This is a genomic window from Acidovorax sp. GW821-FHT10A04, assembly GCF_059415825.1.
This window is the reverse complement of sequence record NZ_JBWKNZ010000010.1, coordinates 243,586-263,787: the sequence shown is the minus strand read 5'-3', so window position 1 is coordinate 263,787 and position 20,202 is coordinate 243,586. Positions and strand designations below refer to the sequence as shown.

18 protein-coding genes are annotated in these 20,202 nt (G+C 69.0%); 6 read left to right on the top strand and 12 right to left on the bottom strand.

The features are described 5' to 3' along the window. Positions 1–111 precede the first annotated feature (111 nt). Positions 112–1,188, top strand: coding sequence for a hypothetical protein (locus AC07PF_RS21580; RefSeq protein WP_494613222.1), 1,077 nt, complete (start codon positions 112–114; stop codon positions 1,186–1,188). 126 nt (positions 1,189–1,314) lie between these two features. Here AC07PF_RS21580 and AC07PF_RS21575 read toward each other — a convergent pair whose 3' ends face one another. The 8 genes from AC07PF_RS21575 to AC07PF_RS21540 form a co-directional block, all read right to left on the bottom strand. Continuing rightward, positions 1,315–2,334, bottom strand: coding sequence for a sensor domain-containing diguanylate cyclase (locus tag AC07PF_RS21575; RefSeq protein ID WP_494613230.1), 1,020 nt, complete (start codon positions 2,332–2,334; stop codon positions 1,315–1,317). A gap of 179 nt (positions 2,335–2,513) precedes the next feature. Further along, complete coding sequence (locus AC07PF_RS21570; protein ID WP_494613221.1) at positions 2,514–3,668, bottom strand: acyl-CoA dehydrogenase family protein; 1,155 nt, start codon at positions 3,666–3,668, stop codon at positions 2,514–2,516. Between the two features lie 3 nt (positions 3,669–3,671). Then, positions 3,672–4,502 carry an SDR family NAD(P)-dependent oxidoreductase gene (locus AC07PF_RS21565; protein ID WP_494613220.1) on the bottom strand — a complete coding sequence of 277 codons (831 nt, stop codon included), beginning with the start codon at positions 4,500–4,502 and terminating at the stop codon, positions 3,672–3,674. A 22-nt stretch (positions 4,503–4,524) separates the two neighbouring features. After that, positions 4,525–4,950: a MaoC family dehydratase gene (locus AC07PF_RS21560; RefSeq protein ID WP_494613219.1), complete on the bottom strand. Its 426-nt coding sequence runs from the start codon at positions 4,948–4,950 to the stop codon at positions 4,525–4,527. Between the two features lie 8 nt (positions 4,951–4,958). Continuing rightward, positions 4,959–5,399 (bottom strand): MaoC family dehydratase N-terminal domain-containing protein, encoded by a 441-nt coding sequence (locus tag AC07PF_RS21555; protein ID WP_494613218.1) that lies wholly within the window; start codon positions 5,397–5,399, stop codon positions 4,959–4,961. A gap of 13 nt (positions 5,400–5,412) precedes the next feature. Next, the gene (locus tag AC07PF_RS21550; RefSeq protein ID WP_494613217.1) at positions 5,413–6,597 is read right to left on the bottom strand and encodes a lipid-transfer protein; all 1,185 of its coding nucleotides are present in this window, start codon (positions 6,595–6,597) and stop codon (positions 5,413–5,415) included. Positions 6,598–6,636: 39 nt separating this feature from the next. Further along, positions 6,637–8,196 carry a long-chain-fatty-acid--CoA ligase gene (locus tag AC07PF_RS21545; protein ID WP_494613216.1) on the bottom strand — a complete coding sequence of 520 codons (1,560 nt, stop codon included), beginning with the start codon at positions 8,194–8,196 and terminating at the stop codon, positions 6,637–6,639. A 116-nt stretch (positions 8,197–8,312) separates the two neighbouring features. Beyond that, a complete protein-coding gene (locus AC07PF_RS21540) occupies positions 8,313–9,968 on the bottom strand; it encodes a tannase/feruloyl esterase family alpha/beta hydrolase (RefSeq protein ID WP_494613215.1) in 1,656 nt (551 codons plus the stop codon). Positions 9,969–10,260: 292 nt separating this feature from the next. Between AC07PF_RS21540 and AC07PF_RS21535 the strand changes: the two genes are divergently transcribed. Beyond that, entirely contained in the window at positions 10,261–11,259 is a 999-nt protein-coding gene (locus tag AC07PF_RS21535) for an AraC family transcriptional regulator (RefSeq protein WP_494607301.1), read from the top strand. Between the two features lie 95 nt (positions 11,260–11,354). Then, a complete protein-coding gene (locus tag AC07PF_RS21530) occupies positions 11,355–11,942 on the top strand; it encodes a flavin reductase family protein (RefSeq protein WP_494613214.1) in 588 nt (195 codons plus the stop codon). 50 nt (positions 11,943–11,992) lie between these two features. Here AC07PF_RS21530 and AC07PF_RS21525 read toward each other — a convergent pair whose 3' ends face one another. Further along, a complete protein-coding gene (locus AC07PF_RS21525; protein WP_494613213.1) occupies positions 11,993–12,748 on the bottom strand; it encodes a GntR family transcriptional regulator in 756 nt (251 codons plus the stop codon). A 114-nt stretch (positions 12,749–12,862) separates the two neighbouring features. On the opposite strand from AC07PF_RS21525, the gene AC07PF_RS21520 reads away from it, so the two are divergent. The 3 genes from AC07PF_RS21520 to AC07PF_RS21510 are packed head-to-tail and all read left to right on the top strand — an operon-like array spanning position 12,863 to position 15,727. Next, positions 12,863–13,732 carry a fumarylacetoacetate hydrolase family protein gene (locus tag AC07PF_RS21520; protein ID WP_494613212.1) on the top strand — a complete coding sequence of 290 codons (870 nt, stop codon included), beginning with the start codon at positions 12,863–12,865 and terminating at the stop codon, positions 13,730–13,732. Positions 13,733–13,770: 38 nt separating this feature from the next. After that, the gene (locus AC07PF_RS21515) at positions 13,771–14,748 is read left to right on the top strand and encodes a tripartite tricarboxylate transporter substrate binding protein (protein ID WP_494613211.1); all 978 of its coding nucleotides are present in this window, start codon (positions 13,771–13,773) and stop codon (positions 14,746–14,748) included. A 31-nt stretch (positions 14,749–14,779) separates the two neighbouring features. Beyond that, on the top strand, positions 14,780–15,727 hold the full coding sequence (locus AC07PF_RS21510; RefSeq protein ID WP_494613210.1) for a VOC family protein: 948 nt from the start codon (positions 14,780–14,782) through the stop codon (positions 15,725–15,727). Between the two features lie 186 nt (positions 15,728–15,913). Here AC07PF_RS21510 and AC07PF_RS21505 read toward each other — a convergent pair whose 3' ends face one another. The 3 genes from AC07PF_RS21505 to AC07PF_RS21495 all read right to left on the bottom strand — a co-directional run bounded on the left by AC07PF_RS21505 (position 15,914) and on the right by AC07PF_RS21495 (position 20,177). After that, positions 15,914–17,005 carry a mechanosensitive ion channel family protein gene (locus tag AC07PF_RS21505; RefSeq protein ID WP_494613209.1) on the bottom strand — a complete coding sequence of 364 codons (1,092 nt, stop codon included), beginning with the start codon at positions 17,003–17,005 and terminating at the stop codon, positions 15,914–15,916. A 149-nt stretch (positions 17,006–17,154) separates the two neighbouring features. Then, positions 17,155–19,161, bottom strand: a complete 2,007-nt coding sequence (locus tag AC07PF_RS21500; RefSeq protein WP_494613208.1) for an acetoacetate--CoA ligase — start codon at positions 19,159–19,161, stop codon at positions 17,155–17,157. A gap of 17 nt (positions 19,162–19,178) precedes the next feature. Continuing rightward, positions 19,179–20,177 carry a Bug family tripartite tricarboxylate transporter substrate binding protein gene (locus AC07PF_RS21495; protein ID WP_494613207.1) on the bottom strand — a complete coding sequence of 333 codons (999 nt, stop codon included), beginning with the start codon at positions 20,175–20,177 and terminating at the stop codon, positions 19,179–19,181. Between the last annotated feature and the right edge of the window lie 25 nt (positions 20,178–20,202).

The following is a 20,202-nucleotide window of genomic DNA, read 5'->3' as shown; positions in this document are numbered from 1 at the left end:
ACCTGGACTAGACCCATCGCCCCAGCCGGCACTCCAGGAAACCAGTGCGTGAGCGGCGGCATGCATCCGTGCCGACCCTCCTCTTCCTGTTCTTCCCATTGGAGTCGTCCCATGAAGCATGTCTGCCTGCTTGCCGTCACCGCCGTGGTCACCGCCTACAGCCCGCTCGCGAGCGCCCAGGCCACCCTGAGCCTGAACGATGGCGCGTTGCGCATCCCCAGCCTGACGGTGGGGTCCGACGTCTACACCAACGTGGTGCTGCGCTATGGCGCTGACGGGCGCTTCGGGCTGGAGGCGGCCACGCCACCCGCGGGCAACCCGGGCGCTGGTGGCAACGCCCAGACGCTCCAGCTGGCCTATGCGCCCCAGCCGAACACCCAGTACTGGTACACCGCGCAGGGCCGGGTCGTGGCCACCTGCTCGAACCTGCCCCAGGCGGCCATCACCCTCAAGATCCCGGCCGGTGCCACGGCCCAGGCCAAGGTGCCCCTGGTGATCAGCCTGGCGGGCTGGGCACCGAGCGGCAATCCGCCCGCACCCGTGGCGCAGGACGCGGCCGGGCTGGACCAGTTCAGCGCCGCCGGCATGGCAGCGGCCACCTTCGAGTACCGCGGGTGCGACAACTGGAGCAGCCCGCTGATTGTCCGCACCAACGTGAACGAGACCTTCGACATCGCCAGTTCGGACTTCGGGCTGGGCCTGGCGGCGATCAAGGCCGCCGTCGCCGAGCGCAACCTGCCCATCGACACCAGCCGCATCGTCGTGGCCGGCACCTCGTTCTCGAGCAACCTCATCTTCACGGTGGCCACCAAGCACCGGCTGCAAGGCGCCATCGCGCTCGCCGGCGGCTGCGACTACGACTGCAACGCCACCGGCACGACCTACGAACAGCCCAACGATTTCCGGGTCAACGGCGCCGCCATCCGCGTCGCAGCGGTCTCGGGCAGCGCCGACCAGCTTTTCCCGCCTGTCGGGCTGGGCAGCTCGGGCTACGGCGCGTCCGGCGCCCGGGCCCGCATCCTGACGGCCATTCCCGACGGCACCAAGAGGCCCGCAGCGTTCTATACCTACGTCGCGCCAGGCGCCGGCCACGAGGTCAATGCGGCGATGTGGGCCAAGGCGCGCACCTTCGCGCAGTGCATGACCAATGTGCGCCCGGTGGGCGACTGCGCGGCGGACGACCGCTGAGCCGAAAGGCCCTGCCGGGTCTCTTGCGGATTCACCCTCGATCGTTTCACCAGGCGGGAGCCGCAGACGGTGCTGTAGCACGGCAAGGCGAACCAACCGCGTTGGACGGTTGAAGGCAGATCCGTATCAGTGCTGCAGCGCGCTGCGGCGCTCGTGCTTGGCCTGGTACATGGCCTCGTCCGCATGGCGGATGGCCGCATCGGCCGTGTTCAGCCCGGGGTCGGAGCAGACCACGCCGACGCTGGCCCCCGGGTACTCCAGGGTCCGCTTGCCGGCCAGCGGAATGCGGCACACCGTGGCCTGCTGCAGGCGCTGGCGCAGGCTGCGGATGGCCTCGGCAGGGTCCTGGTCGCGCCGCGGTCCCGGGCCGACGAACACGAACTCATCGCCGCCGAAACGGCTCAGGAAGTCGCTTTCGCGCATCGCAGCTCGCAGCTGGTTGGCAATGGTGCACAGCAGGGCATCGCCGGCCTCGTGGCCGTGGCTGTCGTTGACCTGTTTGAAGCTGTCGAGGTCGAGAAAAGCCACCATCACCATGCTGCCCGAGCGCCGCGAGCGCGCCTGCAGCCGCTCCAGCTCCTCGAACAGGGCGCGGCGGTTGGGCACACCCGTGAGCGGGTCCAGCAAGGCCATGCCGGTGAGCTGCTCGTTCTTGCGCTGCAGCTCCTCCAGCAATTGCTCGCGCTCGACCTGCTGGGCAATCAGGCCGGCGAACAGCTGCAGCATCTTCTCGGTCTCGGGCGGAAGCTCGGCGCGCTCGGCGCTGGCCGCGCACAGCGTGCCATAGATAGCGCCATCGGACAGCCGCACCGGCATGCTCACATAGGTCTGGATGCCCAGGGCGGCGGCGGCCTCCGAGTCGCCCCAGCAGCCCTGCACGTCGGCCGTGAACATGCGGCCCTCCTTGAGGGCGCGGTAGCACAGGGTGTCGCCCCAGGGCACGGTCAGGCCTTCGGGGATCTCCATCTTGCGCGTATTGCGCGAGTACAGCACGTGCTGCAGCGCGCGCTGGAAATCGATGGTGGTGAGGTAGGTGGACTCGAGCCGCGTGACCTTCTCCAGCATCTCCAGCAGCGGGCGGGTCAGTTCTTCCAGCGTCTTGGCCTGGACGACGGAGTCGGAAAGTCGGACGAGAAGCGGGTCCATGGCGGCAGCAACGATGTGGTACACGGTTGGCATGTCAGTCCACCTGCGGACGCAGCCCATGCTGGCAATGTACGCCAATTCTGGCAATTAATTTATTGCCACGTGAAGAAATGTAGGATAAAGCCGCGTTGTTCTGTCGGACTGCAGCCCTGGTGACCCCATTGCGGCCCGACAACCTGTCATGACATGCCAAGCTTTCGCGCGATCAGGTCCTTCATGATCTCGCTGGTGCCGCCATAGATGCGCTGGATGCGCGCATCGGCGTACATGCGCGCAATCGGGTACTCGACCATGTAGCCGTAACCGCCGAAGAGCTGCAGGCACTCGTCGGTCACCCTGCCCTGCTGCTCGGTGCACCACAGCTTGGCCATGTAGGCAGCCTCGTTGTCCAGGGTGCCGTCCAGCATGCGCTGGGTGCAGTCATTGACGAAAGTGCGCGCCACGTGGGCCAGCGTGGCACATTCGGCCAGCTTGAAGCGCGTGTTCTGAAAGTCGAACACGCTCTGCCCGAAGGCCTTTCGCTGCTTGGTGTACTCCACGGTGAGCTCCACCGCGCGCTCGATCACGGCGGCAGCCGGTACGCACAGCAGCATGCGCTCGTAGGGCAGCTGGCTCATGAGCTGGATGAAGCCCCCGCCTTCCCTGGCGCCGAGCAACTGGTCGGCAGGGATGCGCACGCCGTCGAAGAACAGCTCGGCCGTATCGGATGCATGCTGGCCGAGCTTTTCCAGGCGGCGGCCGACGCGAAAGCCCGGCAGGTCCTCGGTCTCCAGCACCACCAGCGACACACCGCGGCTGCCGGCCTCGCCGGTGCGCACGGCCACCACCAGCAGGTTGGCCGTGAAGCCGTTGGTGATGAAGGTCTTGGCGCCGTCGATGACGTAGTCATCCCCGTCCCGCCGGGCACGGGTGCGCAGTGCCTTCAGGTCCGAGCCGCAGCCGGGCTCGGTGAGCGCGATGCCGGCCAGCAGCTCGCCGCTGGCCAGGCGCGGCAGCCAGCGCTGCTTTTGCGCCTCGGTGCCGTAGTCCATGAGGTAGTGTGCGGCGATGGAATGCACGGCCGTGTTCGCAGGCATCTCGGCCCGGGCCAGTTCGTCCTGCACCACCAGCTGGTAGGCCAGCGAGGCCCCCGCGCCCTGGTAGGCCCCGGCCAGCTCGGGCAGCAGAAAGCCCATGCCGCCAAAGGGCTGCCATACCTCGCGCGGAATGTAGCCTTGGCGGCGCCAGCCGTCCAGGTGCGGCACCATCTCGCCAGCGATGTAGCGGCGCACCTGGTCGCGAAAGGCCTCGATCTCGTCGTCCATCCAGCGGTGGCGGTAGAGTTGCGGCAGCATGGCTCAGATCCCCGTGAGGCCGCCGCTGCACATGAGCGTCTGGCCGCTGACATAGTCCGACTCGGGGATGCACAGCAGGTACACGGCGCCCGCCGCCTCCTCGGGCGTGCCGCCGCGGCCCAGCGGGATGCTGCGCTCCATCATGGCCATCAGCTCGGGGTTGATGCCGACCTTGATGTCACGCCCGTCGATGTGTGCCGTGGCCTGGTCGGCCGCGCTGCTGGTCAGCCGGGTCTTGATGAAGCCGTAGGCCACGCAGTTCACGGTGACGTTCATGCGCCCCCACTCCTTGGCCAGGGTCTGGGTCATGCCCAGGATGCCGGCCTTGGCCGTGGCGTAGTTGGTCTGGCCGGCATTGCCGAACAGCCCGGCCACCGACGAGATGTTGACCACCTTGCGCACCACGCGCCGGCCGGCCTCGGTCTCGGCCTTGCCGAGCGCGCGGATCACGGGCTGCGCGGCACGCAGGATGCGAAACGGCGCCGTGAGGTGGCAGTCGATCATGGCGTACCACTGCTCGTCGGTCATCTTCTGCACCACGCTGTCCCAGGTGTAGCCGGCGTTGTTGATGAGGATGTCCAGGCCCTGGTACTCCTGCACGGCCGTGCCGACGAAGCGCTCGGCAAAATCGGGCGCCGTCACGTTGCCCACACAGGCCGTGGCCGTGCCGCCCGCCTGGCGGATGGCGTCGACCGTCTCCTGCGCGGGTTCGGTGTCCAGGTCGTTGACGACGATGCGTGCACCTTCGGATGCGAGCTTGAGCGCGATGGCGCGGCCGATGCCGCGGCCCGAGCCGGTGATGAGGGCGACCTTGCCTTCGAGTTTGGGTGTCATTCTGGGTTGTCCTGTCAGGTACTTATGGCAGCGCGATGAGCGCGTCGCCAACGATCTTGGTTTGTCCGAACTGGTTGCTGCTCTGGATCTCCAGGCGCACGCAGTGCTCCCCGTTGCGTTCGAGCTTTTCCACCACGCGCGCCGTGCAGCGCATGGCGTTGCCCAGGTGCGTGATGCCCTGAAAGCGCACATCGAAGCGGCGCAACTGGCTTTGCGGTACCCAGCGCGTGAGCAGGCGGCCCAGCCAGGCCATACCCAGCATGCCCTGGGCAAACACGTCCGGCATGCCGGACTTGCGGGCGAAGTCGGTGTCGATGTGGATGGCGTTGTGGTCGCCCGAGGCGCCGGCGAACAGGCACAGCGTGGTGCGGTCCACGGGGGCGATCTCCAGCGCGGGCAGCTCGCTGCCCACCTCGATGGCATCGAAGGTGATGGTGGGGGTGGTCATGGGGGCAGTCAGTGGCGGCACACCAGCACGGTGCGCATTTCGGCGACGAGCTCGCCCTGCTGGTTGGTGGCGCGCGAGGTCTTGACGACGAACTCCAGCGCGCCGTTCTTCTTGTCGTAGACGTCGGTGATCTTCGAGCGCACCGTCACCGTGTCGCCTGCGCAGGCCGGGCGGTGGTATTCGAAACCCTGCTCGCCATGGAGCAGCTTGGAAAACGGAATTCCGAGGTCCGCCAGCAGGCGGTCGGTCATGCCCGAATCAAGCTCGGCCGCGAACAGAAAGGTCGGCGGGGCGGGGATGTCCGCATACCCCGCGTCGCGCGCTGCCTGGGTGTCGGTGTAGACCAGGTCCGTCTCGCCGACGGCCTTGGCGAAGAAGCGCAGACGGGTACGCTCGATGGGCAGGACCGAGGCCTGCAGCTCGTGGCCGATCCACTTCTTGTCGATCATCGTGGCTCCTTGGTCACACACGTTCATAGAGGGTCACGACGCAGGCGCCACCCAGGCCCAGGTTGTGCTGCAGCGCCAGCCGCGCGCCGTCGACCTGGCGCTTCCTGGCCGTGCCGCGCAGTTGCTGGACCAGTTCGGTGCACTGCGCCAGGCCGGTGGCGCCCAGAGGGTGCCCCTTGCTCAAGAGGCCGCCAGACGGGTTGGTGACGACCTTGCCGCCATAGGTGTTGTTGCCATCGCGCACGAACTTCTCGGCGCCGCCTTCGGGGCACAGGCCGAGCGACTCGTAGCTCAGCAGTTCGTTGTGGGCAAAGCAATCGTGCAGCTCGACCACCTGCACATCCGCAGGGCCGATGCCGGCCGCCTCGTACACCTGTCGCGCGGCCTCGCGCGCCATGCTGAAGCCCACCACCTCGCGCATGTCGCGCGCCCCGAAGGTCTCGGGCCGGTCGGTGGTCATGGCCTGGGCACGGATGCGCACCGTGCGGCTGAGGCCATGGCGCTGGGCGAAGGCATCCGAGCAGACGATGGCGGCCGCCGCGCCGCAGGTGGGCGGGCAGGCCATGAGCCGGGTCATGACGCCGGGCCACATCACCGGGGTGGCCAGCACCTCATCGGCCGTGACCACGTTGCGGAACAGCGCCAGCGGGTTGTTGGCCGCATGGCGGCTGGCCTTGGCGCGGATCTCGGCGAAGGTGGACAACTCGGTACCGTACTGCTGCATATGGGCCAGGCCCGCGCCACCGAAGTAGCGCAGCGCCAGCGGGATGCCCGGCTGGTCGACCAACTCGTCCGTGGCCTTGTCGAAGTTCTCGAAGGGGCTGGGGCGGTCGCTGAACATGGCGCCCAAAGCGCCCGGACTCATGTGCTCGAAGCCCAGCGCCAGCACGCAGTCCGCCGCGCCGCTGGCCACGGCCTGGCGCGCCAGGAACAGCGCGGTGGAGCCCGTGGAGCAGTTGTTGTTGACGTTGACGATGGGGATGCCCGTCATGCCCACGTCGTACAAGGCGCGCTGCCCGGCGGTCGAATCGCCATAGACGTAGCCCACATAGGCCTGCTGCACCTGCTCGTACCCCAGGCCGGCATCGGCCAGGGCCCGGCGCGTGGCCTCGGCGGCCATCGCCGGGTACGGCGCGTTCGCCCCCGGCTTGGTGAAGGGGATCATGCCGACCCCGGTGACATAGACATCACGGCTCATGGTTTCTTTCCTGGTGGTGTGTTGTTTGTGGAGCTGCCGCTATGCAACCGCACGCTGGCGGTTCTTCCAGAACGGCTCGCGCAGCTGGGTCTTGAGCACCTTGCCGGCGCCCGACAGGGGCAGCGCCTCGGCAAAATCGATGCTGCGCGGGCACTTGTAGCCCGCGATCAGCGCCTTGCAGTGCGCGACGAGATCGGCCACCGCCACGCTCTGGCCCGGCCGGAGCACCACGACGGCGTGCACCGACTCGCCCCACTCGTCGCTGGGCACGCCGATCACCGCACAGGTCAGCACGGCCGGGTGCTGGGCCAGCGCGTTCTCGACCTCGATGGAGTAGACGTTCTCGCCACCGGTGATGACCATGTCCTTGAGCCGGTCGGCGATGAAGATGAAGCCCTCTTCGTCCATGGTGGCGCCGTCGCCCGTGTGCATCCAGCCATTGCGGATGGCCTGGGCCGTCAGCTCGGGCTGGCGCCAGTAGCCCTGCATGACGTTGGGGCCGCGCACCACGACCTCGCCGACGGTGCCGCGCGGCACTTCCTGGTCATCGGCGTCGACGATGCGCACCTCCACGCAATGGGTGGCCCGGCCCGCGGAGCGCAGCTTGCCGCGCGCCCGCCCCTCGGCCTGGTGGCACCACGCGGGGTTGATGGTGGCGATCGGCGACAGCTCGGTCATGCCATAGGCCTGCACGAACTCCACGCCCGGCAGGGCGGCCATGGCACGCTCGAGCACTGCCTCGGATATCGGCGATGCACCGTAGACGATGGTGCGCAGCGCACCCAGGTCGCGCGGCAGCTGCATCGCCGGGTGGTCCACCAGCATCTGGATCATGGTGGGCACGAGCAGCACGTGCGTGACGCGGTCGCGCTCCAGCGTGGCCAGCACCTGCTCGGGCTGGAACGAGGGCAGCACGGTCTGGGTGTTGCCCTCGATCCAGTGCGGCATGCCCATGCCGATGTCGGCCAGGTGGAACATGGGCGCCACGTGCAGGTAGGTGCCGCCCGGCGAGGCCAGGCCTTCGGACCGCGCAGCCTGCCCCACGCTGCACAGGTTGGCATGGCTGAGCATCACGCCCTTGGGGAAGCCGGTGGTGCCGCCGGTGTAGAAGATGCCCGCCAGATCATCGCCGCGGCGCAGCGCATCGGGGGCGGGCTCTGCGGCGCCCAGGATCGCTTCGTACCCGTGCATGCCCGCGGGCACCTCGCCGTCACCGCAATAGACCATTTCGCGCACCGTGGTGGCCTGGGCACGGAACCCCTCGGCCATGGCGCGGAACGTGTCGTCCACAAGCAGGATGGTGGACTCCGAATCGTTGAGCGCGTAGACGATCTCGGCGGCCGACCAGCGCGTGTTGCAGGGATTGAGCACGCCGCCGCCCCAGGGCACGGCCATCTGGTACTCCAGGTAGCGGTCCGAGTTCAGCGACAGCATGGCGACCCGGTCACCTGGCTGCATGCCCAGCTTCTGCAGGGCATGCGCCAGGCGCGCCACGCGCTCGCCCAGCTCGAGGAAAGTGCGCTGGCGGCTGCCGCAGCGCAGCGCAATGCGCTCGGGGTGCTGCTGCATGGCCCGGTGCAGCGATTGTGTGAGGTACATGGGGTTTGTCTCCGTGGTGCCGGCTCTTTTTGCCGGCTTGTCTGTGGATGGTTCATGGTACGAATCGGGCCCCTCGTGCGCGAGGGCACATCGCACCGTTCTGATGGCAAAACGCCTCAGTCGCGTCCCTGCGCCGCGCAGTCGAAGCTGGCGGCGGCATGCACGTCGCCCGTGCCCCGGTATCTGGGCCAGGTGGGGAACAGGCACAGCGGGCGCGTGCGCCCCGGCGGATTGGCGTCGGCCACGGTCTGGGGCCCGGGCGGCGTGCCGGACTCGGCCCAGCGGTCCAGCGCATCCAGGGTGGTCATGCCCATGGCGTTGAACGGCCCGGCGGCATGGCCGTAGCCCGGGATGGTGTAAAAGCGCATGAAGCCGTCCACCTGGGCCTGCCCGAAGCGGGCGACCAGGGCCTGGTAGTAGTCGACCGAGCCGCCCAGGGGAATCATGCTGTCCGACTGCCCGTGGACCAGGATCCACCTGGCCTTCTTCATGAAGGGCTGGATGTCGGTGCTGGTGGCATCGAGCAGGCTGGACATCTCCTGCACGCGCGCCGCGTAGGGGCCGGGATCCAGGGGGTCGAAGGCCAGGCTGCTGGCGCGCGGGTCGCGCAGGATGAGGTGCCGCACCAGGGCATCGGCAAAGCCCGACAGGGATCCCAGGCTGGCACCCGCGGGCGGGCTGGAAATGCCGGGCGACCGACCAAAGCCACCGGTGGACAGGTAGGCCGTGGAGACATCGAACCCCGCCTGGCTGGTGATGCCGTTCTTGAGCGCATAGGGGTAGCGGGCGCGGCTGCGCAGCATCTGCGCGGTGGCCACCTGCGCGTCCGACAGGCAGGCATCGCCCAGGTCCGCGCCACCCGCGCAGCGCAGGCTGGACGGCACGAACTGGCAGGCAGCGGTGTGGCCCACAATGCCGTCCGCCACGCCATCCAGCGCATCGCACGCGGCCAGTTCCGCCTGCTGCAGGGTCTGCAACTTGGCCGGTGCCAGAAAGCCGGCACCGCCACCCAGGTGCAGTGCGCGATTGAGCAATTGCCAGGACAGCAAGGTCGGCACCACGCTGTAGGCCGGGAACAGGGTGACCATGCCGTCATAGTCCTCGGGCCACTTCTGCATGGCCGTCATGCCCTCGTGCCCGCCCTTCGATCCGCCGATGAAATAGGTCCTGGCGGGCACGCTGCCATAGCGTTCGCGCAGCAGTTGCACGGCCACGTCGCGCGTCTTCTTCACGGCATCGCCCCCGTAGTTGCGCAGCATCTCGTCGTTGAGCGTGAACTGCGCATCGAAGGGGTCGCCGCCGGCCATCTGGTGGCCGCTGTCGCTGGCGAACACGGCGTAGCCGCGGCCCAGCGGCGGCGAGGAATCGACGAAGGCGCTGGTGGTATCGGGCACCACCCCGTTCAGGCCGCCACCGCCGAAGTGCACGGCCTTGCCGTTCCACTCCGAGGGCATGGCAATGGAAAATCCGATGGACTGCGCCCGGCCGTCGACCGGGCGGATCTCGCCCGAGACCTTGCAGTACTCGCCCAGGGGCGCCGCCGCGGGGACGAGCGCCGCCCCCGTGACCACTGCTCCCGTGGTCGCCAGGCCGATGGCGGCGCGGTCCACGGCCCGGCCCTGCAGGGCGCTGCAGGCCTGGGCCGGGGTCATCGCAGGGCCTGCGGCCGCGGTGGTGTCATCGCTGCCGTTGCCGCATGCGGACAACAGCAGCAGCAAGGGGCTGATGAGTGCGGCGGATGCGCGCCGCGATCGGGTCTTTCGGTGGTTCATGGCTTGTCTCCAGGGTGTGGCTTGTCGTTGGTTCATGCATGGTGCGGGGGGTCTTGCATGCCCCCCGTTGCACCGTGGTCGGATGCTAGAAGCGCGCTCTTGCCGTGGCGATGGCACGATCACGCCAATCGAATGGCACAAGACCCCACTCTCCAGCGCCGCAAGGTCCGGCGCAGGCCCGGGCCGTGGCGCCCAAGCGCCTGCATGCGTGTTGTCCCGGGGGCCGGCGGCGCACCGCATCGCTAAGATCAAGAAGGGGCGCCCGGCGCCCTTCCCCGCCGTCCTCCTGCCCATGCTTCGACCTCCCGTCACGATTCCCATCACCTTCGTCCAGGGCATGCTGTCCGGAATGCACGCGCGTGGCGAGCCCTGCGAACCCCTGCTGCTGGAGGCAGGCATTGCGCCACCGCTGCTCGGGCAACCCGGTGCGCGCGTGACGGCGGCGCAGTACACCAGCCTGTTCAAGCGGCTCATCGACCAACTGGACGATGAGTGCCTGGGGCTGCTCACCCGCCCGATGAAGCGGGGCTGCCTGTCCCTGGTGGCGAGGGCGGCCATCAGCGCGCCCACGCTGGAGCTTGCGGTGCGCCGCGCGGCGCACACCATCCGCCTGCTGCAGGACGACGTGGTGGTGGACGTGGTGCGCGAGGGGGCACAGGTGGGCCTGGCCCTGTGCTTCACCAACCCGCAGGCCGCACGGCCCACGTTCCTGCACGAGCTGTTGCTGCGCGTGCTCTGGCGCCTGTTTGCCTGGCTGGTGGGGGGCCAGTTGCCCATCACGCGCATCGATTTCGCGTTCGAGCAGCCGGCCTATTCCGCCAGCTACGCCAAGATCTTTCCGGCACCGCTGCGCTTCGCCTGTCGGGCATCCACCCTGTGGTTCGACGACTCGCTGATGCAGGCGCCGGTGCGCCGCGACGGCGCGGCCCTGCGCAGCTTTCTGACGGATGCGCACTCGCAGATCATCGTTCCGAGGAGCGCCGAGGATTCGGTGGGTGCACGGGTGCGTGCCCAGCTGCTGCGCACCCAGCCGGCCTGGCCCGACCTGGGCGGCATGGCCCAGGCCCTGCACATGGCGCCGACCACGCTGCAGCGGCGCCTGGCCAACGAAGGCATCGCCTACCAGGCGCTCAAGGACGAGTTGCGGCGCGACACCGCGATCTGGCGGCTCAACACCAGCAGCGTCTCGCTGGCGGAACTGGCCGCCGAGCTGGGGTTCAACGACGGCTCGGCGTTCCAGCGGGCCTTCAAGAACTGGACGGGCAGCCCGCCTGGTGCCTACCGGCGCTGAGGGCGGCAGCACGCCGCCCAGGGGCATTGCAGCGCACCTATCATCGCTGCGATATCCGCCGCGCCGGCGCACCCGCAACCCCTTCAAGGAATCCCATGAACAGCCATCTGGCCCCGGTCGAACTGGCCAAGGCCTACCGCCTCCTGAACCACGGCCCCACGGTGCTGGTCTCGGCCCGCCATGGCGGGGTGGACAACGTGATGTCCGCCGCCTGGGCCTGCGCGCTGGACTTTGCGCCGCCCAAGCTCACGGTGGTGCTCGACAAGGCCACGCGCACGCGCGACCTGGTCGAGCGCAGCGGCCATTTCGTGATCCAGGTGCCCACGGCCGCGCAGATGCAGCTCACGCACGACGTGGGCAACAGCAGCCTGCACCAGGACCCGGCCAAGCTGCAGCACCACGGCGTGGAGCTGTTCGGCATCGACGGCCATGACCTGCCCTTCGTGGCCGGTTGCTCGGCCTGGCTGGCCTGCCGGCTCATCCCCGAACCGCACAACCAGCAGGCCTACGACCTGTTCATCGGCGAGGTGGTGGGCGCCTGGGCCGATACCCGCGTGTTCTCGGGCGGGCACTGGCACTTCGAGAACGCCGGCCCCGAGTGGCGCAGCCTGCACTATGTGGCGGGTGGGCAGTTCTATGCGATCGGCGAGTCGCTGGTGGCGCGCACGGACCTGAAGGGCTGAGCCTCGCCGGCCCCAGTGCGGCATGCCTGCCGCGCACCTTGGCGTGCGACCTATCCGACGGCGGCCTTGCGCTGCCCTGGTGTTCCCTGCATGCCGCTCGCGGCCAGCGCCAGCTCCGTCGTCTGCTGGAAATGCTGCTGCAGCAAGGCCGTGGCGCGCGCCACGTCGCGTGCCAGCGCAGCCTCGACGATGGCCGAGTGCTCGGCCGGGATATCGCGGTGCGCGGGTTCGGCGGCCGCGGGCGGCCCACCCGAGCGACCAGCGGCCAAGGCCGAGATGTAGCGGTAGCGCGTGAAGCGCTCGCGCAGGTTGGCGGCCAGCTCCAGCAGCACGCGCGAGCCGCAGGCCGACAGCAATGCATCGTGGAAGGCCATGTGCGCCTCGTCCCACTGGGCGGACAGGGCTGCCGGCGCCGTGGCCTCGCGCACAGCCAGGCGGCTGAGCTGGTGGTGGGCGGCCACCACGCGCGACTCCCAGGCCACGTCGCCCTGCAGCACCGACAGGCGCAGCGCTTCGGTTTCCACCAGCATCCGCGCCCCCGAGATCTCCGCCAGGTCCTGTGCGGAGGCACTCGCGACCTTGAAACCACGCTGGTCCTCGGCCTGCACGAAGCCGCTGCTGGTCAGGCGCGAGAGCGCCTCGCGCATGGGAATCGGGCTGGCGCCGTAGCGCGTGCACAGATCCTTGATGAGCAGCTTGGAGCCCGGCGCGAACACGCCGCCAATGATGTCCATGCGCAGTTGCGCCACCAGCGAGGAGGTGCGGGTCGTGGGCGCGGTTGAAAGCGTGTCGGTAACTGTGGTCATGGGGGTGCCGCCGGGGTGGGCGGGTGCGTTTGGGAAATTATAGGGTTTGCACTAACATATACTTTTAATAGAAATATATATATTTCCGCCATTCACACAACCAGGACCATCCCCATGAAGCTCTGCACATTCACCCACCAAGGTTCCCGCCGTCTCGGCCTGCTCGATGGCGAGCAGGTGCGCCCCCTGCCCGAAGGCGTGGCGCGCGACGTCGGCGATTTCGTGCGCCAGCTGGCGGCAGGCGCGAGCCGCGAGGAACTCGTTGCCGGTGCCGGCGCGCCCGTGCCGCTGGCCGAAGTGCAGTTCCTGCCCCCCGTGGTGGCACCCGACAAGATCATCTGCGTGGGCCTGAACTACCACGACCACACCAAGGAAAGCGCCTACGCCCAGCCCGACTACCCCACGCTGTTCCTGCGCCTGACCACCAGCCTGTGCGCGCACGACGCACCCATCGTGCGCCCGGCCTGCAGCGACAGCCTGGACTACGAGGGCGAGCTGGCCGTGGTGATCGGCACCGGCGGGCGCCACATTCCGCTCGACAAAGCGCTCGACCATGTGTTCGGCTACTCGGTGTTCAACGACGGCTCGGTGCGCGAATACCAGTTCAAGACCCCGCAGTGGACGGTGGGCAAGACCTTCGACGCCACGGGCGGCTTCGGCCCGGCCGTGGTCACGGCCGACGAACTGCCGCCTGGCGCCCGCGGCCTGAAACTGGAAACGCGCCTGAACGGCCAGACCGTGCAGTCGGCCAACACCACCGACATGGTGTTCGACGTGGCCACGCTGGTGCACGTGATCAGCGAGGCCATCACCCTTTCCCCGGGCGACGTGATCGTGGCCGGCACGCCGGCCGGCATCGGCTGGGCGCGCAACCCGCGCCTGCTGATGCGCGACGGCGACGTGTGCGAGGTGTCCATCGAGGGCATCGGCACCTTGCGCAACCCCATTGCCGACGAAGTGCTGGCCGGCGCAGTGGCCGCCTGAGCACACACCCAGCCACCAGAACGACAGGAGACAACCCCATGAACCGCTTGCTTGCCCCCCTGGCCATCGCCGCCGCAACGCTGCTGGCCTGCGCCCCCGCCCAGGCCCAGCTGGCTGGCCGCACGGTCAGCATCATCGTGCCGCAGCCTGCCGGCAACCCCACCGACGGCGTGGCCCGCAAGCTGCAGCCGCTCTTGCAAAAGGAGCTGGAGCAGACCGTGATCGTGGAAAACGCGCCCGGCGCGGGTGGCTCCATCGGCGTGCAGAAGGTGCTCAACAGCCAGGCCAGCACCGTGCCGGTGCTGATCGCCTCGCAGACCGAGCCCATCCTCGCGCCCATCACCATCAAGGCAGCACGCTACAAGCCCGAGGATTTCCGCACCATCGCGCTGGTGGCGCGCCTGCCCTACATCCTGGTGGCCCGGCCGGGTCTGGCGGCGTCCAGCCCCAAGGAGCTGGCCGCACTGGCGAAGAAGTCGCCCACCCCCCTGAGCCTGGGCGACATCGGCCCGGGCACCATGATCCACCTGCTGGGCGAGCAATGGGCGCGCAAGAACGGCGTCAAGCTCACCCAGATCTCCTACCGCGGCGTGCCGCCCATCAGCCAGGACCTCATGGGCGAGCAGATCGACCTGAGCTTTCTGCCGCTGGGCGGCGCCACGCTGTCGATGATCCAGTCGGGCAAGCTCAAGGCCATCGGCAACTCGGCCGCCGCCGTGCACCCGCAGTTGCCCCGCGTGGCGACGATCTCGGGCTCGGACAAGGCGCTGTCGGACTTCGTCTACGGCACCTGGATCGCACTGCTCGTGCCCACCAAGACCCCCGCCGACGTGGTGGAGCGCCTGAACAAGGCGCTCACGGTGGCGATGAAGGACAGCGATTTCCAGACCTATGTGACGACCAGCGGCATGGAGCTGGCCAGCGGCAACAGCCTGCGCGAGCTCGAGCGCTTCTATGCGGCGGAGATCCAGCTGTACCAGGGTCTGGCCAAGGAAATCGGCGTGACCGCCGAGTGAGCGGGATGCCGGCCATGACAGGAGACACACCGTGACGAATCCACAGCCCCCGAACCGCCCCGCCATCCACTCGGTCGACGAGTTCTTGTTCAGCGTGCCCGACCTCGCCGTGGCGCGCCACTTCTACACCAGCTTCGGCCTGGATGTGCGCGACGAAGGCGGCGCGCTGGCGCTCTACACCCATGGCCACCCGCACCGCTGGGCGCGCGTGCTGCAGGGCCAGGGCGGCCCCAAGCGGCTCGAATGGCTCAGCCTGGGCATCCATGCACAGGACCTGGCGCGCTTTGCCGCATTGCTGCGTGAGCGCGGCATCCCCACCGTGGCCGCGCCCGAGGGCGCCGACCCATCGGGCCTGTGGCTGCAGGGCCCCGATGCCCTGCCCATCCAGCTGCGCGTGGCGGCCAAGGTGTCACCCGATGCGCCGGGCCCGCGCGATGTGCCGCCCGCACCCGCCAACTTCGGCCGTGCACCGAGCCGCAGCACGGCGCAGGCCACGCGGCCGCTGTACCTGTCGCACATCCTGCTGTTCACGGCCGATGTGCGCGAGGCCCTGGATTTCTACACCGGCGTGCTCGGGCTGCAGGTCTCGGACGAATCGGCCGGCATCATCGCCTTCCTGCACACGCCGCACGGCAGCGACCACCACCTCATCGCCTTCGCCAAGTCCCACGCCGGGGGCCTGCACCACAGCAGCTGGTGCGTGCCCTCGCTGGACGCCGTGGGCATGGGTGCGCAGCAGATGGTCGTCGCCGGCTACCCCGATGGCTGGGGCCTGGGGCGCCACGTGCTGGGCTCCAACTACTTTCGCTACGTGCGCGACCCCTGGGGCAGCTTTACCGAGTATTCGTTCGACATCGACTACGTCGCGCCCCACACCCAGTGGCCTGCGGCCGACCACCCGCCCGAGGACTCGCTCTATGTCTGGGGGCCCGCTGTGCCTGAGGACTTCATCGTGAACCACGAGATACCGCGCAGATGAAGTGAAACACCCCCTGAGTCGCTTCGCGCCTTCACCCCTCTCTCGACTCGCTGCGCGAGTCGGGAGGGGGACGCTCCCGGTGCGGTGGGGCGGCCCTTGCACGGGAGCACTGGCCTGGGCCGCGCCAGTTTCATAGCCCGCGGGTGGCGCGCAGCGTTGCGGGTCGCGGATACAAACACACCCTGCCTACATCCCTTGCGGTGGCATTTGCAGGCTGGCGGCCGCAGGGCCTGTGGGCTGCTGCGGCACCCGCACCTGCGGCAGGCAATCGGGGTATTCGCGCTGGATGAAGGTGACCAGGGCCTCGCGCACGCGGCAGCGCAGGTCGAAGGCCAGGCCCGAGGAGCGGGCCGAGACCAGCACGCGGATCTGGATGGTGCGGTCCGTCGCCTCGGTGAGCTGCAGCACGCTCACGCGCTTGTCCCACTCGGGCGCGGTGGCGAGCACGCGCTTCAACTCCTCGCGCAGCGGGTCGAGCGGCAGCGCATAGTCGGCATGGAGGAACACCGTGCCCAGGATCTCGGAGCTGGTGCGCGTCCAGTTCTGGAAGGGGTGCTCGATGAACCACTGCAGCGGGATGATGAGCCGCCGTTCGTCCCAGATCTTGAGCACCACGTAGGTGCCGGTGATCTCTTCCACCCGGCCCCATTCGCCCTCGATGATGAGCACGTCGTCGATGCGAAAGGGCTGGGCCAGCGCGATCTGCAGGCCCGCGATCATGTTGCTGAACACCGGTCGCGCAGCGATGCCGGCAACGATGCCCACCACGCCGGCCGAGGCCAGCAGGCTCGCGCCCACCTGGCGCGCGCCCGGAAAGGTCATGAGCATCATCGCCAGGCCGGCCATCACCACCGCCGTCATGGCCGTGCGCGAGAGCACGCGCGCCTGCGTGGCGATGCGCCGCGCCGTGAGGTTGTCCTCCACGTCGGCCGGGTGCTTGGCGATCACCCCGTCGGCCAGCCCGCCGATGGCCGCGATCAGCAGCCAGCAAGTACCGGCGATGACCGCCAGGCCGTTGAAGTGCCGCACGGTGGCGATGTGGCCCAGGTCGTCGCTGGCCGCCTGCCACACCACCTGCAGTGCGATCAATGGCAGCAGGAGGCGCACCACGGGAACGCAGGCCTCGAACACCGCGCGCAGCACCGGCGCTGGCGCCGTGGCACGCCGCAGCACCACGGCTGCGATGCGGTGCACGATGGCCGCGGCCACCACGGCGGCCACGGCCACTGCGCCGGTGTGGGTCCATGAGGTCGGGTCGAACCAGGTCATCACATCCATGCGGGCACGGCAGGGTGCGCACCCTGCGTCGGCAAGGCATGGCGCCTGGGCTCTCGGGTATCCGGCATGGGCTCTCCGCTAACGATGGAGCCGCCATTGTCGAAAATTGCTGCACAGCAGCATGTCAGCCAATGCCGACAATGCACAGCTCAGCCCGTTTGCACGGCCTGGGCGGCTGCCAGCTCCTGCGCATAGCGCACGAAGAAGGCCAGGCTCTCGGGGTTGGCCATGGCATCCGTGCGCGCCACGGACTCCACCGGCGCGCCCAGCAGCAGCTTGCGCATGGGCACCTCCATCTTCTTGCCGGTGAGCGTGCGCGGCACGGCACCGACCTGCAGCACGGCGTCGGGCACATGGCGCGGCGAGGCCAGGGTGCGCACCTGCTGCAGGATGGCGTCACGCTGTGCATCGCTCAGCACCTGGCCCTCGCCCAGCACCACGAACAGCGGCAAAAAGGACGGGCGGCCCAGGTACTCCAGGTCCACCACCAGGCTGTCGCGCACCCAGGGCAGCAGCTCCACCGCGCGGTAGATCTCGGCCGTGCCCATGCGGATGCCATGGCGGTTGATGGTGGCGTCCGAGCGGCCATAGATCACCGAGCTGCCGCGCTCGGTGAAGCGTATCCAGTCGCCGTGGCGCCACACGCCAGGGTATGTCTCGAAGTAGCTCTCGCGGTAGCGGCTGCCATCGGGGTCGTTCCAGAAATACACGGGCATCGACGGCATGGGCCGCGTGACCACGAGTTCGCCCACCTCGCCGACCACCGCCCTGCCCTGTTCATCGAAGGCCTGCGCCGCCACGCCCAGCTCGCGGCACTGGATCTCGCCGGCATGCACCGGCAGCAGTGGGCAGCAGGCGACGAAGCCCGAGGCGATGTCGGTACCGCCGCTGACCGAGGCCAGCCAGACATCGGGCTTCACCGCCGCGTAGACCCAGTGGTAGGCGGTATCGGGCAGCGGCGAGCCAGTGGAGACGATGGCGCGCAGCCGTTCCAGCCGCACGAAGTCGCGCGGCCGGGTACCGGCGTTCATCACCGCCGTGAGGTAGGCCGCACCGCAGCCGAGGTGGGTCACGGCAAGGCCATCGAGCAGCCGCCACAGGCCCTCAGGCCCCTGGTGCTGCGGGTTGCCGTCGAACAGCACGATGGTCCCCTCCGCCAGCAGGCCGCCGACCAGCAGGTTCCAGACGATCCAGCCCGGGCTGCCCAGGAACAGCATGCGGTCGTGCGGCCGCAGGTCGTGCTGCAACGCCATGGTCTTGAGGTGCGTGAGGGTGATGCCGCCATGGCTGTGCACCATGGCCTTGGGCAGGCCCGTGGTGCCCGAGGAGTAGACGACCCACAGCGGGTGGGCAAAGGGCACGGGCTCGAACGCAAGCCCCGGCGCGCTGGCGGACACGGCGGCCAGCGCATCAGCCCACAGCACCGTGTTGCGCCAGGGCGCGAGCGCGCCCGCCTCGCAGTGCGGGCCCGGCACATGCAGCACGCGCTGCACCGACGGCATTTGCTCCAGCAGGGCCTGCACCTCGCGGCGGCGGTCGAATAGGCGCCCGCCGTAGCGGTAGCTGTCGGTGGCGACCAGCACCTTGGGCTCGATCTGGCGAAAGCGGTCGGCCACCACGCCGGCGCCCATGTCCGGCGCGCAACTGGACCACACGGCGCCCAGCGATGCGGTGGCCAAAAAGGCCACCACCGTCTCGCTCCAGTTGGGCAGGTAGGCGGCCACGCGGTCGCCCGGGCCCACGCCTGCCTCGCGCAGCACCTGGGCCAGCAGGGCCACGTGGCGGCGCAGGTCGGCCCATTCGAGCACCTCCTGGCGGCCATCCTCGCGGCAGGCGATGATGGCGGGCGAATCCGCCGTTTCGGCCGCGAACACCTGCTCGCAGTAGTTCAGTTGCGCATGCGGGAACCACTGCGCGCCGGGCATGGCCTGCGCGCCCAGCACCACCGAGCGGTCGCCCTGCAGGCGCACGCCGAAGTAATCCACGATGGACTGCCAGAAGCCCGTGAGGTCGTCCACCGACCACCGCCACAGCGCTTCGTAGGGGCCGGGCGGGTGGATCGTGCGCTCGGCAAGCCATTCCATGTAGTGGGCGATGCGGGTGGTGGCCGCATATGCGGCATCGGGCTGCCACAGGGGCGTGGGCTGTTCGGTCATGGTGAAACGGATGGAGCTCAGTCGAGCCGGATGTTGTTGCTCTTGATCAGCTGCACCGTGGCCCGGGCCTCGCGGTCCACCACGGCGGCGATCTGCGCCTGCGGCGTGGCGATGGGCTCGGTGCTGGTGTCGTAGAGCATCTGGGCCAGCGCCGGCTCGGCCGTCACCGAACGGAACAGGCCGTGCAGCCGCGCCACCAGGGCATCGGGCAGGCCGGCGGGCCCCCACACGCCCACCCAGGTGCTGAATTCGAGACCAGGCAGGGTCTCGGCCAGCGTGGGCACCTCGGGTGCGATCTTGCTGCGCACGGGCCCGGTGTAGGCCAGCACCCGCACCTTGCCGGCGCGCATGTGCGGGATGGCCGAGCTCGGTGGCTCGAAGCCGATGTCCACCACGCCCGCCAGCAGGTCGGTGATGAAGCTGCCCTTGTAGGGCACATGCTGCAGCTCGATGCCTGCGACGTTCTGCATCTGCTCGGTGAACATGTGCGAGGTGCTTCCCGGGCCGTGCGAGGCGTAGTTCAGCGTGCGCGGCCTGGCCTTGGCCATCGCGATCAGCTCCTTGAGCGAGCCGGCCGCAAAGCCCGGGCGCGCCAGCAGGAACGAGCCGCCGCCATACAGCTGCGCGATGGGCACCAGGTCCTTCTGCGGGTTGTAGGGCAGCTTGGGGAACAGGAAGGGCGTGGTGGTGAAGGTGGCGCCCACCGTCATCAGCAGGGTCTGCCCGTTGGCGGGGGCCTTGGCCACCACGTCGGTGCCCAGCATGCCGCCCGCGCCGGGCCGGTTCTCCACGACCACCGGGGCGCCGATGCGCTTGCCCAGGTGCTCGGCGTACAGCCGGGCCATGGGGTCGATGCCCACGCCAGGCGGCGTGGGCGTGACCAGGCGGACCGGGCCGTCGGGCCATTTGGCCTGCGCCCGGGCGGGCAGCATGGTGGCCAGTGCGGCGGCACCCAAGGCCGCCAAGGTGGCCCTGCGGCCATCGATGGCGGCGGGTTGGTCGAATGCATCATCCATGTCTTGTCTCCGAATATTGATTATT